Source organism: Clostridium sp. MCC353 (genome assembly GCF_018785315.1).
In the GTDB taxonomy this organism is placed as follows: domain Bacteria; phylum Bacillota; class Clostridia; order Lachnospirales; family Lachnospiraceae; genus CHH4-2.
Genome location: NZ_WQPN01000152.1, coordinates 655 through 14,095, shown reverse-complemented (window position 1 = coordinate 14,095; position 13,441 = coordinate 655). Strand labels below are relative to the sequence as shown.

Below are 13,441 nucleotides of genomic sequence, written 5' to 3'. Positions count from 1 at the left end.
CGGAACGAGGAAGCACGGAACGAGGAAGCACGGAACGAGGAAGCACGGAACGGGACGGACAGAATGTCCGTCCCGTTCCGGCTATTTATATATCCAATGATATCTTCCAGGATAACACCACGCGGGCAGCCTGACTCTTATCTATCGGATAACTGCGTGGCTGTGAATGTAAAATTCTTCCTGGCTGGGCTGGTATTTTTTCTCTTTGGGCTCAAAACGCTGATCGAAGTTTTGAGATTCGGTGAGGTCAATATCATAGACAGGACTATCCTGATAGTACCATCTGCGCCCGTCTAAAATTCCCGGCTTTAATTCTTTAACAAGCATTGCGGCGGGAAAGACATCCTCTTCCAGGCAGATATTGAATTTTTTACAGCTTTTAAAGCCCCGGCCCACATAGTTATTGGGATTGCCGAATATGACGATCACTTCATAGCCCAGCTCCAGGGCGGCTCTAAAAGAGTGTTCCAGCAGAATTTTACCATATCCCTTCCGCTGGTATTCCGGTTGGATGCAGACCGGCCCAAAGGTCAGAATCTGCTTTACCTGTCCTGATTCGTCGGTCAGCCTGGATTTGGTATACATCACATTGCCAATGACCTGGCCGTCCAGTTCTGCAACAAAGTCCAGTTCAGGAATAAAATCCTCGTGATTCCTCATGATGTGGACTAAATAGTGTTCATCGCATCCCGGGCTGCTCAAATTCCAAAATGCGTTCCGTGTAATCTGTTCAACGGCGGCATAATCCCTCTCCGTTTCATTTCTGATGATTAAATTTTCCATGGATAACTCCTTTTAAATATATATATTGCTGAACCTTTGATCTTCTTTCTTCGAGTATGGTTAAAGGTTGTTTCCGACCAGATGTGCGCCGCACTCTGTGCAGCGTTGAATGTCTAAGCGGCGGGGATGCATGTTGGACCTCACTATTATATCATTTAAAAATTTGAATGTCATCAGGTTCTGAGGATTGAACAGTTACTAACATTTTTCCTGTAAAACTGCACAAAGCCCCGGAAGGGAAAGCTGGTTATTTGGATGAGGGAACAGAGACATTTTTGTATATCATGCTGGTTTGGCAAATGAAGCTTGTTTTTTGATATGCGCTGTGATATATTAAAACCGCTGATGGTGAAACGGTTCATACATAAATGAAGCTGAGACGTTAAAATCCAGGCAGCAATTCACAATAAAAACGATTGGGCGCCCCCGGCGTCTGAATGATAAAAGGGAGGTTTTCTTATGGAAAGAGCAGATGACAGAATGACAATCAAAACAGATGCGGTATTTGATAATCCGGTGAAACTGCCGGATATATACTGGGAAGAGGCCAATAAGCCAATGGAGTTTTCGCGCATTGAGGTTTATACATTGAACCCAATCCGCGTAGACCGTCCGTTTTTTGACGCTACGGCAGGCCCATTTCCTTATATCGCTTATCAATGCTGGCTGGCGCTGTGGGATGAAAACGGTATTATGGGACAGGTCGCCTGCTCCAAATATATGGCGGACATGGTTCTGCCGCTTCTTCAGGAAGGCGGACGAAAAACGCCTCTGGAGTGGTATCAGGATTTGTATTGGAAACTGCGCAATTTTGGATTCGCCAGCACTGCATTTGTGGAATTAGGCCGTTTTGATATGGCTATGCATGATATTATGGCAAAACGGGCGGGACTTCCCCTTCACCGTTTTCTGGGAGCTGAGAGAGACTGGGTTAAGGTATATGCCAGTGGATTCAGCGCGGATATAATGGGAAATGAGGAACTGAAGGCAGAGGCGGAAAAACTGCTGAAAGAGGGCTACACCTGCTTTAAAGTGAAGTCAGCCGGTGAGTTCGGAACCCATATTGAAGAAGATGTGAAGCGATTGGAATATATTCAGAAACTGTTAGGAGAGCAGGCTTCCATCGCCATTGACGTCAACCAGCTCTGGAATGCGGACCACGCTCTGGAATTTATCAAACGGGTGGAACATTTGAACATCGCCTGGTATGAAGAACCGGTACATTCCTATGATATCAGGGAACTGGAAAAGCTGACCGCTCAATGTCCCGTGCCCATTTCCATGGGTGAATCCATGAGAAACCGTTATCAGTTTTATCCTTACATAAAGGCGGGCGTTTCCCACCTTCAGCCCATACCGGATAATCTGTGCGGAGTCCGGGAATGGGTGAGCGTCCGGGATCAGGCTTTGGAAGCAGGACTGACCCTCTCTTCCGGCGGCTTCTCCCACCAGACGGCGGACTATCTCGCCACCGCCAGGGAAGAGGACATGGTGGAATACCTGTATCCGCTGATGAACAAGCTGTATCAGATGATGGATGTAAGGCCGGTGGAAAAGGACGGAAAGTTCCTGTTGTCCAATGAAATTGGATCGGGCACCAGACCGGATTTCGCTTTGTGGGAAAAATTAGGGTATGTGGCGAAAAAAGAGATTTTAAGGCCGGGTAAATAAAAAGAGAGATAAGAATTTGAATCAAGCAGTTATATAAGAAGTTAGATACAGCGCGGCCATTGATCCATATTGGCCGCGCTGTTTTTCTGCTGACCTGTTTCCTTTTTCCTATCAGAAACATGAGAACATGATCCGCACTTTGGAACTGGATCTCTTTTTCTATTCGCATCATATCATATTATAAACTATGAACTCAGGTAAACAAATCATATGAAAGAAATAGGCTATCGGCGGCAGGCCGCATTAGAATATGCCAAAAAGTGGGCCATGGGCAGGAACCCAAGGTATTTGGATTTTGAAAATTTTGGAGGGGACTGCACGAATTACGCGTCGCAGTGCATTTACGCAGGCAGCGGTGTCATGAACTACACGCCGGTGATGGGCTGGTATTACAACAGCAGTTCCGACCGGACGCCGAGCTGGACGGGAGTGCAGTATCTCTACAACTTTTTAGTAAATAACAAATCGGTTGGCCCTTATGCAGTTGAAACAGATCAATCCGGGGTGCAGCCGGGAGATATTGTACAGCTTGGCAATGCCAACGGTTTTTATCACAGCCCGGTAATTGTAGCTGTGGAGGGAGACCGCATTTATGTGGCGGCGCACAGTTACGACGCCTATATGCGTCCTCTTGATTCCTATCAATATGAGAAATCCCGCTTTCTTCATATAAAGGGAGTACGAAGCTGGTAGATGCGGGGAGCGAAAAGTCCACAAATCTATGTCTGCAAATAATAAAATAAGAACATTCCCGTATAAAATCAAAAGCTTTTTACATCTGATTCTTTTTGGGGAATGTTCTTTTTTTCGGCTGTTTTTGCAGCCTACTGCATTTTCTTTTCCAGGATGGTAATACCCTGATACAGGATTGCGGAAACGATGCAGAGGATAACGATGCTCATTACCACCATATCCATTTTAAAGAGGTAAAGGAACAGAGTGATATGGTTGGGTATCGTGAAAGGATTAAAGTGGAAAGGCAGCGAGAAATGTGGTATGATAACAGCACAGGTGTGAAACTCTAATCGAAAGGAAGTGGGAACATGGGAAAAAAGAGAACTTTACCGATTGGAAATGATGATTTTGCCGAAATTAGAAGAAGCAACAGCTATTATGTTGATAAAAGCCTGATGATAAAAGAATTTTTGGATATGAATGACAAAGTGGCGCTGATCGCCCGGCCGAGGCGCTTTGGCAAGACGCTGAATATGACAATGCTCCGGGAATTTTTTGATTTTACAAAGGACAGCCGGGAACTTTTTGATGGGCTGGCGATTATGGACACGGAATATGCCGATCAGATCAATTCCCGTCCGGTGATCTATTTTACATTTAAAAACTGTAAGGGCGCGACAATAGAAGAACTGACGTACCAACTGAAATTGGCTATGCAGGAAGTATACGGATTTTATGAAGAACTGTTCCGGGACCGGTTTGACCGGACTTCATTTACCGTAAAAAAGTTTTATGAATCTTATGAGATATTGATGGACAGGAACTCCTCGTATATCTATTTTTCCAGCGCTTTGTTAGATCTGACGCGCGTGGTATATGAAGTTTGCCATATCCGGCCGCTTCTTTTTATCGACGAATACGATCAGCCGATCATGAGCAGTTATGAATACGGCTATCACGATGAGCTGGGGGCATTTTTCTCTAATCTTTATGGCAGCGCTATGAAAGGGAATTCCGCATTGGGGCAGGCTTTACTGACCGGAGTCCAGAGGCTGGCGAAAGAAAGCATATTCTCTCAGTTTAATAATGCCAGGGTCTATACCGTGCTGCACAAGCAATATTCCCCCTATTTTGGGCTCACTGTTCCGGAAACAAAGAAAATATTAGAGGATTACGGGTTGGAACTGGATGAAGCGGTTCAAAAAAAGTATGACGGATATTTATTTGGCGGAATAGAGATGTACAATCCGTGGTCCATTTTAAATTACGCGGATATGGGAGAGCTTGATAATTACTGGGTGAATACCTCGTCGAATTATCTGGTGCGCAAGGCGTTGGAATCAGCAGACCGGGATTTCTGGCAGGATTTTGAAAAGCTGATAAAAGGTGAGGCAATCCCTGTATGGCTGACACTTGAAACTTCCTATATTGAGCGGGACAGCAACTACAGCCTTTGGGGGCTTCTTGTTAATTCCGGCTATCTGACGGCTGTCAGGCGCGTGGATGCCAATACGGCAGTAGTCCGGATTCCCAACGATGAAGTAATGTCGGAATTTCAGATTTTAATATCTGAAATATCGGGGATAAATGGACTTGATTTGCAGCAGATGCTGTCTCGTTTGTTGAATAAAGATATGGACCGTTTTCTGGAATTGTATCGGAATATTGTGATTTCCTGTACCAGCTACATGGATGCGAAGGAAAATGCTTATCATATGCTGTTCCTTGGCATGTGCATAACACTGCGGGACGCATATAAAGTCACGAGCAATCTGGAGGCAGGATATGGGCGCAGCGATATCACGCTGCAGGCATTGTCACCGAAGAATACCAGCGTAATAGTGGAATTTAAACAGGGGGAGAATATCGAGCAGCTGAAAGAGCAGGCACTGCAGCAGATCCTTGAGCAGAAGTATTATGCGGGGCTGTCGGGAGAGGTGCTTTGCGTGGGTATGGCCCATGATAAGAAGCGGTGTGATTTGGCGTATAAGACGATTTTAATTCCATGATTAATTTTATCTTGTTTCAGCAACACAATCTTTTAACATCAAATCGATCCCCAGACCCAACACGGTTTTAAATACCGGATGGACATGGGGATTATTCATTGGGATTTAAAGCCGATAAATATTCTGATTGATAAAAATGGGCTTGTGAAGGCGACGGATTTCGGAATTGCGCGGATTTACAAGAAGGAGAAGTTCTGTGATACGGAGATATTGGGCACTGCCGGGTATGCTGCGCCGGAGCAATTTGGTTTCTTCCAGACGGATGAGAAGGCAGACGTCTATTGCATCGGGGTGATTCTGAATAAAATGCTGACCGGAAAATGCCGACAGAGGAGCTTTACATGGGAGATATTAAGGTCAGCAGCATAATTAAAAGGTGCATTTGTATGTCGCAGATGGAGCGGCGGGAGTTAACGATATAGAAGAGGCGCTGGAGGCTAGAAAGATTCGAAGGCCGTTTAGAAAACGTATTTTGAAGAAAATTCCCGGATTTAGAACCGGTAATAAAGTGCATATGACATTGGCTATCATAAACGATGCCTATATGATTATGCTTTTCCTGATATGCTGTTGGATGAAAAGCAGGTGGATTGATTACGTGATAGGAATTGCTGGATTAGGTATGATGACATTGGGAATGGTATATTTTGTGGGGAGCTTTCGCAAAATAGCAAACCGGCTGCACATGGATAGAGGAATAAAAAAGGGATATTGATTACAGTATATTTGATTGTGGGCTGGATTATATGGATGGTTGAATTTATTATGATAGTGTGGTGTGATTCTAGCCTGGGATGATAAAATGAATATCTGTCTTGAACTGTGAAAAACGATTGCCCGGCAGAACGTAAAGGTTCTGCCGGGTTTGATGTACGTCCGGCGGGCGCACGTTCTAACGAGTGAAAGTCTCGAATCCGTCCGGCAAAGGATATAGCTGAACACCAAGGTTCTCGCCGCAAGGTTTAAGAGGACTGAAGGACGGTGCAGGCTAATCATCCCCCTATCCGATTCTAAAATCCTTACACAGAAATTTGCTTATTCATTTGCCCTGCCACTATTAATTCATTGAAAATATTATAATTCAAACTTCACCGTTACAAAACCTAATAAAATCTACTGGAAGAATGCTGCCGTTTACCTCCATATTCAAATCCAGCACCTTTATGGAACATTCCTGAAATTCTGAATATTCCAGATCATGAATAATAATGGGTATTTCTTTGTGAAAAACATCTTTTAAAAAGCCGGCTTCCTGAAACCCTTTTGCCACTTCTGCAACGGTTCTGATGAATGCGCAGGTTACTTTTCCAAAATCGTCTTCATACAGGCTTAACACATCCTCATCGAAAGAATGTTCTCCCCAAAGTTCAGAATCCTGTAAACGGCGATACCCTAAGCCATCAAGCCAGGCCTCAACAATCCGTTTTGTCTCTCCGTCATAGCCAAAAACCAGTTCCTCATTATGAAGCCAGAAAGCATAGTTCCACTTCGCTTCGATTGATGAGGCCGGACCCCACGCAGTGGGTTCCTCAAGCTGTTTTTTACAGTTGCTTTCCGTATTATATCCTATTTTAAGTACCGGGTGTGTCGGGTTATCTGCCGCATAGTAAATATAAAAGGAAATCGCATAAATATCTTCTTCCGTCCACTTATTAATACATTCCTGTATTTGTTGTTTCAAAGCTGCTTTCATCACGACCCTCCTTTGCATCCAAAACACCTATCCATACAATATGATATCACCATTATGTACCTGATTCAATGTTTTTCAAAAGGCCTTATTACCTAACCAAAGCCCATCCAGGAAACCGGCTTTATAGACTGTTCTGCGCTCTTCTGCTCCCCATGCCACCAGATCATCGATCAAAGCTTCGCACTTTTTCTTATGTTCCTGATCCAGGCTTTGCAGGGGTTGCAAAATCCGAAACCACATTGACAAATCGGTATGCATTTTTGCCTATATGCTTTAAATCAGGGGCGTCAAAATAGCGTACCTTCATATACGCCTTCATTTTCGTAAGATTCTTTTTCTGCTGTTCTGTCGGTTTGTCCAGCAGTGGGAAAAGGGCATCGATATACTCGTATACCTGTCGGTTCGATAATTTAATCTTGTTCATGCGGTCTATGGCCTTTCCCAGTTCCGATATGTACATTCATTTACCAAAGGATGAGCTTGTAAGTACAATGCACATTTGCAGAAAAGCACGGGTTGCAAATCGTTAAAACAAGAAATGAAGGACATCCACCCCGGCATATCATAAAACTAAGAGAAACAAACAGAAGGTTTATGATATGCCGGAGATGTCCAACCAAGAGGAGGCAATACAAATGAAAGGCAAAATGCGGGAAAAAGCGCTCTTAGGCCAGATCGCCCACCTTCTTGTGGCCGAATCACTGATCGACCCGGATGAGCAAATTCGCTTCCTGGCCCTGCTGAAGGAGGAGAATTGAAGATGGAGCTGCTACGTGCCGCAATTTATTGCAGGTGCAGTACCGAGGAGGAAAGCCAGATAGATGCCCTGCGCAACCAGGTAGCGGAAAGCGAGCGTTCCGTACAGGAGCAGGGTTGGTATCTGGTGGACAGGTATGTGGAATCCAAGAGCGGCACTACGACGAGAGGACGTTCTGAATATAACCGCCTGTTCGAGGACCTGTTGACAGATAAATTTGACGTGATTGTAATAAAATCCCAGGACCGCCTCATGCGCAACGTCAAAGACTGGTATTTATTCCTCGACCGGATGCTTAACCAGGGAAAACGTCTGTTCATGTACATAGACCGAAAATTTTACACAGCCGACGACGCGCTGATCACAGGCATTAAAGCAATCCTCTCGGAAGATTTCAGCCGGGAGCTAAGCAAAAAAATCAACAACGCCCACCGTAACCGTCAAAAAAATGGTGGCAAGCCAATCCTGACGTCCAGAGTATATGGTTTTAAGAAGAACCCTGATGGGTCAATGTCTGTGGTGGAGTCGGAAGCAAAGGTGATCAGACAAATCTACGAATACTGCGCCGCTGGCTATGGCAGCCGCACAATTGCCAATATCCTGCTAAATCAGGGTGTTAAGAAACGAAACGGCGGCAGTCTGAGCGGAAGCTTCATAGGCAAAATGATCCGCAATCCCCTCTATAAAGGCGTAATGATCTTAAACCGCTTCCACTACGACTTTGAGACCAAGCAGACAATCAGGAACCCGGAAAGCCAGTGGATTTATAAAACGGATATGGTTCCAGCCATTGTGAGCGAAGAATTGTGGGATCAAGCCAATTTTGCCATGACAGGACGGGCGGAGCGTTTTTCCAGAAATGGAGTCTACAAAAAAGGCGGCAGCGCAGGAAAGTATGACCTGTCTGGGAAATTGATCTGCGGCCAGTGCCAAAGCCCATATTACAGAACCTGGAGGCGGGGATATGCTGACAACAGCGAGATCGTGGTGGAATGGAAATGCAGCAACTATTTGGAACATGGAAGACACACACACCGGCGCATGGATAACGTCAGAAAAGTACCAAAACAGTTACAGGAGGGCTGTGATAATGTTCATCTGGAAGAGGACGTTTTGTTTTCTCTTTTGGAGGAGGTGGGCAGTCAATACTATGATCTGAAAAGCCTGGATAAGGAGGGGATCATCAACCATGCCGTAAAGCTGCTGAAGAGCGCTTTGTCGGAACGGAAATCCGACTGCGGGGTCCAGCGGCTGGAAGAGGCGGAACAAAAAATTCTGCGCCAAAAGGATATTTTGCTGAGCAAACTGCTGGACGGGGTGATTACAGATCAGGATTACCAGAAGAAGAGCCGCAGCATGGAGGAAGAGTTGGATAGTCTCAGGAGCCAGAGAGAGGCTGTTAAACAGAAGGAATGGGAGATAAAAAGCCTGGAGCAGAGAATTGAGAAGATAAAAGCGCGTCTCAGCACAGGGGGAATTGAGCGGGCGACCGTGTCCCAGATGCTTTTAGATATACAAAAGATCATTGTTCATGAGTGGTATATCGAAATCTGCTTTGACCCATTTAAGATCATGGGGCTGTCGGATGCCGGAGCCGCTGGGACTATGGTGGCCGATGAGATAGCAGCGGAAAACTTCAGGATCTCAATTGCCTATCCATTTTCGCCGTCTACAGAACGGGGCAGGTATTTGGACCGGGAGAAAATCGTGGAAATCATGAAGGAGAATCCGGCCACCACAGCCCGAAAGATTGCTCTGGAAATGGACCGTCCCCTGAAGCTGGTCCAGAATCGGATCAAAGAGCTGAGGATGGATGGAAGAATCCGGTTTAATGGCCGCGGCGGCCATGGCGTGTGGGAGGTTCTGAGATAAGAGCCTCCTGTTTCTTTTGCGAAAAAATGGATTATGAGACCCTGAAAAAAAGCGCGGGCTATTCCGGATGGATTTACGCCATTATTGTATGCTTCGTTTGGATATGCAGTCAAGGATGAATCTACAAAGCAGCATATGATTGCATGGAACAGGTTATAAAGCATACTGCCTTTTTAAACGCCCTTTTCGTGGCGGATGCACTCTTTTCTTCCGGAGTTGCAGCAAAAGGCAGTCGATTCATAGCCTTTCTAACGGCGTATCGGGATCGCCTGAAATGTGGTGCATATCTTGTACGCCCTAAAATAACTATATAGATAATAATTAGTGCATGGATTAGTAACGTATTCTGTGTTAAAATAAAACTATAAAATGATTAAAAATACGAAAGGAGCCTATTTTATGATTAAATCAAACTTAGCGGAACGCCCGGAAAATTTAAATTATACTGAGGCAGATGCAATCCGTGCTTTAGAAACAGAACTGGAAAGAGGGATTGAAAGTATGAAGCAGGGACAGTTGTACACCATTGAAGAAGCATGGAAGGAGATTGACGCGATCTAAGAGAGCCTATGGAAGAACGAAAGAATTATAAGATACGTTTAACGCCGGAGGCGAGAAGCGATATTGCAGAGATTAAAAAGTATATTTTAACCACATTTAAGTACCGCGAGACAGCAGAAGATTTTTCTAAAAAAATGAAGCATTCTATATCTAAGCTAAGCCCTTTTTCAGAAGCATATGCAAAAACGGGACTGAGCATCCAGAATTTTGAAGTTTATTATAAGCCATATAGTACATATCTCATATTCTTTGTCGTTCAGGAAGACAAGGTAATTGTAATCCGAATTTTAAAGGACAGGATGTACTGGCAGCCCATCATCAAGCGGATCCGCTGTATTGAATAAAATTCCTGTCATTCCAATCATCAACACGTTATTCAACGATATCATATTCTATCAGTATGTACTCCCACCTAAACACCTGCGAACCATAGATAATCAAATACCCCAGCCCCTTATTCGCCGCCAGAAATTCCCCAATAATAACTCCCACCAGACAGAGCCCGATATTCACTTTCATATTGCTGATGATCATAGATAAAGATCCCGGCAGCAGTACCTTTGTCAGCACGTCTTTTTTCGTACCTCCCAAAGAGTAAATCAGCTTAATCTTGTCAGGGTCCATTTGGGAAAATCCTGTGTGCAGCGTAAGTATCGAACCAAAAACGGCGACGGAGACAGCGGCAACAATAATCGTTTTCACATTATTGCCCAGCCACACGATTAAGATCGGAGCCAGGGCAGATTTTGGCAGGCTGTTCAGCATGACCAGATAGGGTTCTAAAACTTCAGAAATGCTTTTACCTGTCCAAAGCAGGATTGCGGTTAAAAGCCCGATAACAATGACCAGAAAAAAGCTGACCAGCGTTTCCAGCAGAGTGATGCCGATATGGACAAAAATACTTCCGTCCATAGCCATGTTCAGAAAACACGTTATGATGCGGGAAGGTGAACTGAAAATAAAATCATTAATAATGCCCAGGCTGGCACATAGTTCCCATAGCGCAAGCAAAAGCACCAGCAGCATAACGCGGCAGATCATGACCTGACGCCGCCTGAGGTTTTCCTTTGCTATATATTCCTGTTGGGCAGGCGATATGATAGTTTCATTTTGTGGTTCCATGAAATTCCCCCTTATAAAAGCAGTGACTATTTACTTTATCTTATGAATAGAAAATATTTTTGCTTCAATTTTGAGGCAAAACAATTTAAAGGCGTTGAACGGTATGGGGTGCTGTAATTGTATGTGATTGCCGCCGCAGACAGACGCGCCAAGAAATACGTGCGTGATTACTGAACTCTTCGACCGAATCTATCCGGGCAGTATGCCGGCAGTAATTGCGAGTACAGGAATGCCGGCAGAAGAATATTATGGCTCTTATATGCATACCTGTTTGGAGCGGGATATCCGGGATTCAGTAAAGAAAAAAGATGAATCCAAGTACCTGAGAGTTTTGTCCTGTATGGCAGTCCGTACCAGCCGGGAGCTGGTTTTAGCGATTATTTCGCGGGACACTGAGATTGATGGTAAATAGTGGTAAACTGGCTTTCCATCCTGCAGTCGTCAGGACTGGCCTGTTATCCGAGCCTGTGGAAATGAAAAAGAGTGCAAATCCGGGACAAGGCGCTGTAAAGCATTTGGGAGTTCTGGAAAATGTGGGGCCCGATTTAAGATAAACAATTTTAAGAAAAAGATTTAAGAAAAAGACTGGAAAATTTCATTGTAATAATTTTTGATATTTGGTAATCTATATGGGAAACTTAAAAATGATGAGAATTTCCCTGGAACTTGAGAAGCAGCAGGGATAGAACCGGATTATGACTTCCGGTTTCAAATTAAGAGTCAGGAGCTGAACATGAAGAGAACGAAGAACGCAGTATGTACGATGGTATTTGCGATGGCATTTATGCTGATGCCCGGCGTAATATCATTTGCAGATGATGAAACCCGGTTTGTGGGAGGGACTACTGTTAACGGAATTAAAATCAGCGGACTTACGACAGACGAGGCGGAAGAACATCTGGCATCATTTTATGCCAATGATTACAAACTCAAACTGATTACAAAAGAAGGAAAAGAAGAATACATAAATGGCGCAGCAGTTGGATATCAGGCATCCATCCCCGATGGCCTTCAAACCATTTTAGACGGTCAGAATGCAGGTGGACGGATTACAGGCCCTGCGGCCCAATCGTCCCATGTGATGGAAGTCAGCGGCACATTTGATCCGGTTAAGCTGGAAGAACAGATTCAGGAGCTCTTCTGTGTGAGCGGAGCCGGGGTGACTGTAACCCGGGATGCGCACATCTCTTCTTATGAAGAGGGAAAGGATTATACGATCATACCTGAAATTTACGGCAATGACCTGAATTTGGATCAAATGTCCACGGCAATCGGCAGCGCGCTCAAAACAGGACAGGCTGATCTCGATCTGGAATCCGCCGGCTGTTATAATAAAGTAAACGTTAAAGCCTCTGATGAGCAGTTAAAGGATCTCTGCAGCCGAATGAACCGTTATAAAGATATGAAGATTACATACAATTTCAGCGAGGCGGTTACAGAAGAGCTGCCCGGATCTGTGTTTGCATCCTGGATGAGCATTTCGCAGGATGGACAGGTTCATGTGAATCAGGAGGAAGCCGCCGCTTACATAAAAGCTCTGGCAGAAAAATATGATACCGCAGATACGGTGCGCTCATTCCATACGAGTACGGGAAAAGACGTGGAGCTTACAGGCCCCTACGGCTGGAAAATAGATCAGGCCGCAGAACTGCAGGCCCTTACGGATATGCTGCTCTCCGGTGAGAGCCAGTCCAGAGAGCCCCAATATACAAAAACAGCAGCAGCCAGAGAGCCGGGAGACTGGGGAAATACCTATGTGGAAATTGATTTGACCGGACAGCATGTATACATGATCCAGGAAGGAACCCTGGTATGGGACGCCCCCTGCGTGACAGGAAATGTGTCAAAAAACTACACCACGCCGGAAGGAATCTACGGTTTAACCTATAAAGAGCAGGACCGGATCCTGAGAGGCAGGAAAATGGCGGACGGCAGCTACGAATACGAAAGCCATGTGGATTACTGGATGCCGTTTAATGGCGGAATCGGCCTTCACGATGCGACCTGGAGGGGCAGTTTCGGAGGCGCAATTTATCAGACAAGCGGCAGCCACGGATGCGTGAATCTCCCGCCTGACCGGGCAGCCATCCTATATGGCCTGGTCTATAAGGGGATGCCTGTTATTTGCTATAATTGAAATCTTTATTTAACATATTCGCAAAAGTAACGCCATGAATCCTGGAAATGAGGACGGACGGGGGCGGAGGCCTGCCTGGAGGCTTGACACCGGGCGGAGCGGAATTCGTTGGCGATGAAAACCGGCTTCCAGCCGTAAGTGAAACTAAGGCTCCAGGGACG

Annotated in this window: 14 protein-coding genes; 10 read left to right on the top strand and 4 right to left on the bottom strand. The window is 45.2% G+C overall.

Annotated elements, in window-relative coordinates; translation table 11 throughout:
- Positions 1-141: 141 nt before the first annotated feature.
- Positions 142-783 carry an N-acetyltransferase gene (locus tag GPL15_RS23285; RefSeq protein ID WP_215701074.1) on the bottom strand — a complete coding sequence of 214 codons (642 nt, stop codon included), beginning with the start codon at positions 781-783 and terminating at the stop codon, positions 142-144.
- A 459-nt stretch (positions 784-1,242) separates the two neighbouring features.
- On the opposite strand from GPL15_RS23285, the gene GPL15_RS23280 reads away from it, so the two are divergent.
- From GPL15_RS23280 to GPL15_RS23265, 4 genes are all read left to right on the top strand, one after another.
- Complete coding sequence (locus GPL15_RS23280; protein ID WP_215701073.1) at positions 1,243-2,454, top strand: enolase C-terminal domain-like protein; 1,212 nt, start codon at positions 1,243-1,245, stop codon at positions 2,452-2,454.
- A gap of 210 nt (positions 2,455-2,664) precedes the next feature.
- Positions 2,665-3,147, top strand: a complete 483-nt coding sequence (locus GPL15_RS23275; protein WP_215701072.1) for an amidase domain-containing protein — start codon at positions 2,665-2,667, stop codon at positions 3,145-3,147.
- A 350-nt stretch (positions 3,148-3,497) separates the two neighbouring features.
- Positions 3,498-5,138, top strand: a complete 1,641-nt coding sequence (locus GPL15_RS23270; protein WP_215701071.1) for an AAA family ATPase — start codon at positions 3,498-3,500, stop codon at positions 5,136-5,138.
- 42 nt (positions 5,139-5,180) lie between these two features.
- Positions 5,181-5,507, top strand: coding sequence for a protein kinase (locus GPL15_RS23265; protein WP_346345030.1), 327 nt, complete (start codon positions 5,181-5,183; stop codon positions 5,505-5,507).
- 712 nt (positions 5,508-6,219) lie between these two features.
- On the opposite strand, the gene GPL15_RS23260 is transcribed toward GPL15_RS23265, so the two are convergent.
- Both GPL15_RS23260 and GPL15_RS23255 read right to left on the bottom strand, forming a co-directional pair.
- Positions 6,220-6,831 (bottom strand): hypothetical protein, encoded by a 612-nt coding sequence (locus GPL15_RS23260; RefSeq protein WP_215701069.1) that lies wholly within the window; start codon positions 6,829-6,831, stop codon positions 6,220-6,222.
- A 190-nt stretch (positions 6,832-7,021) separates the two neighbouring features.
- Positions 7,022-7,291, bottom strand: coding sequence for a DUF932 domain-containing protein (locus GPL15_RS23255; RefSeq protein ID WP_252198589.1), 270 nt, complete (start codon positions 7,289-7,291; stop codon positions 7,022-7,024).
- A gap of 175 nt (positions 7,292-7,466) precedes the next feature.
- Here GPL15_RS23255 and GPL15_RS27825 point away from each other — a divergent pair, with 175 nt between their 5' ends.
- The 4 genes from GPL15_RS27825 (at position 7,467) to GPL15_RS23240 (ending at position 10,365) form a co-directional block, all read left to right on the top strand.
- The gene (locus GPL15_RS27825) at positions 7,467-7,589 is read left to right on the top strand and encodes a hypothetical protein (protein ID WP_275950527.1); all 123 of its coding nucleotides are present in this window, start codon (positions 7,467-7,469) and stop codon (positions 7,587-7,589) included.
- A gap of 2 nt (positions 7,590-7,591) precedes the next feature.
- Positions 7,592-9,460, top strand: coding sequence for a recombinase family protein (locus tag GPL15_RS23250; protein WP_215701068.1), 1,869 nt, complete (start codon positions 7,592-7,594; stop codon positions 9,458-9,460).
- Between the two features lie 399 nt (positions 9,461-9,859).
- On the top strand, positions 9,860-10,021 hold the full coding sequence (locus tag GPL15_RS23245; protein WP_215701067.1) for a hypothetical protein: 162 nt from the start codon (positions 9,860-9,862) through the stop codon (positions 10,019-10,021).
- Between the two features lie 8 nt (positions 10,022-10,029).
- Positions 10,030-10,365, top strand: a complete 336-nt coding sequence (locus tag GPL15_RS23240) for a type II toxin-antitoxin system RelE/ParE family toxin (RefSeq protein ID WP_215701066.1) — start codon at positions 10,030-10,032, stop codon at positions 10,363-10,365.
- Between the two features lie 28 nt (positions 10,366-10,393).
- Here the strand turns inward: GPL15_RS23240 and GPL15_RS23235 are convergent, their stop codons facing one another.
- Complete coding sequence (locus tag GPL15_RS23235) at positions 10,394-11,143, bottom strand: ABC transporter permease (protein WP_215701065.1); 750 nt, start codon at positions 11,141-11,143, stop codon at positions 10,394-10,396.
- A gap of 163 nt (positions 11,144-11,306) precedes the next feature.
- Here GPL15_RS23235 and GPL15_RS23230 point away from each other — a divergent pair, with 163 nt between their 5' ends.
- Together GPL15_RS23230 and GPL15_RS23225 are read left to right on the top strand one after the other, a co-directional pair.
- Positions 11,307-11,555, top strand: a complete 249-nt coding sequence (locus GPL15_RS23230) for a hypothetical protein (protein ID WP_215701064.1) — start codon at positions 11,307-11,309, stop codon at positions 11,553-11,555.
- Between the two features lie 321 nt (positions 11,556-11,876).
- Positions 11,877-13,280: a L,D-transpeptidase family protein gene (locus tag GPL15_RS23225; protein WP_215701063.1), complete on the top strand. Its 1,404-nt coding sequence runs from the start codon at positions 11,877-11,879 to the stop codon at positions 13,278-13,280.
- Positions 13,281-13,441 lie beyond the last annotated feature (161 nt).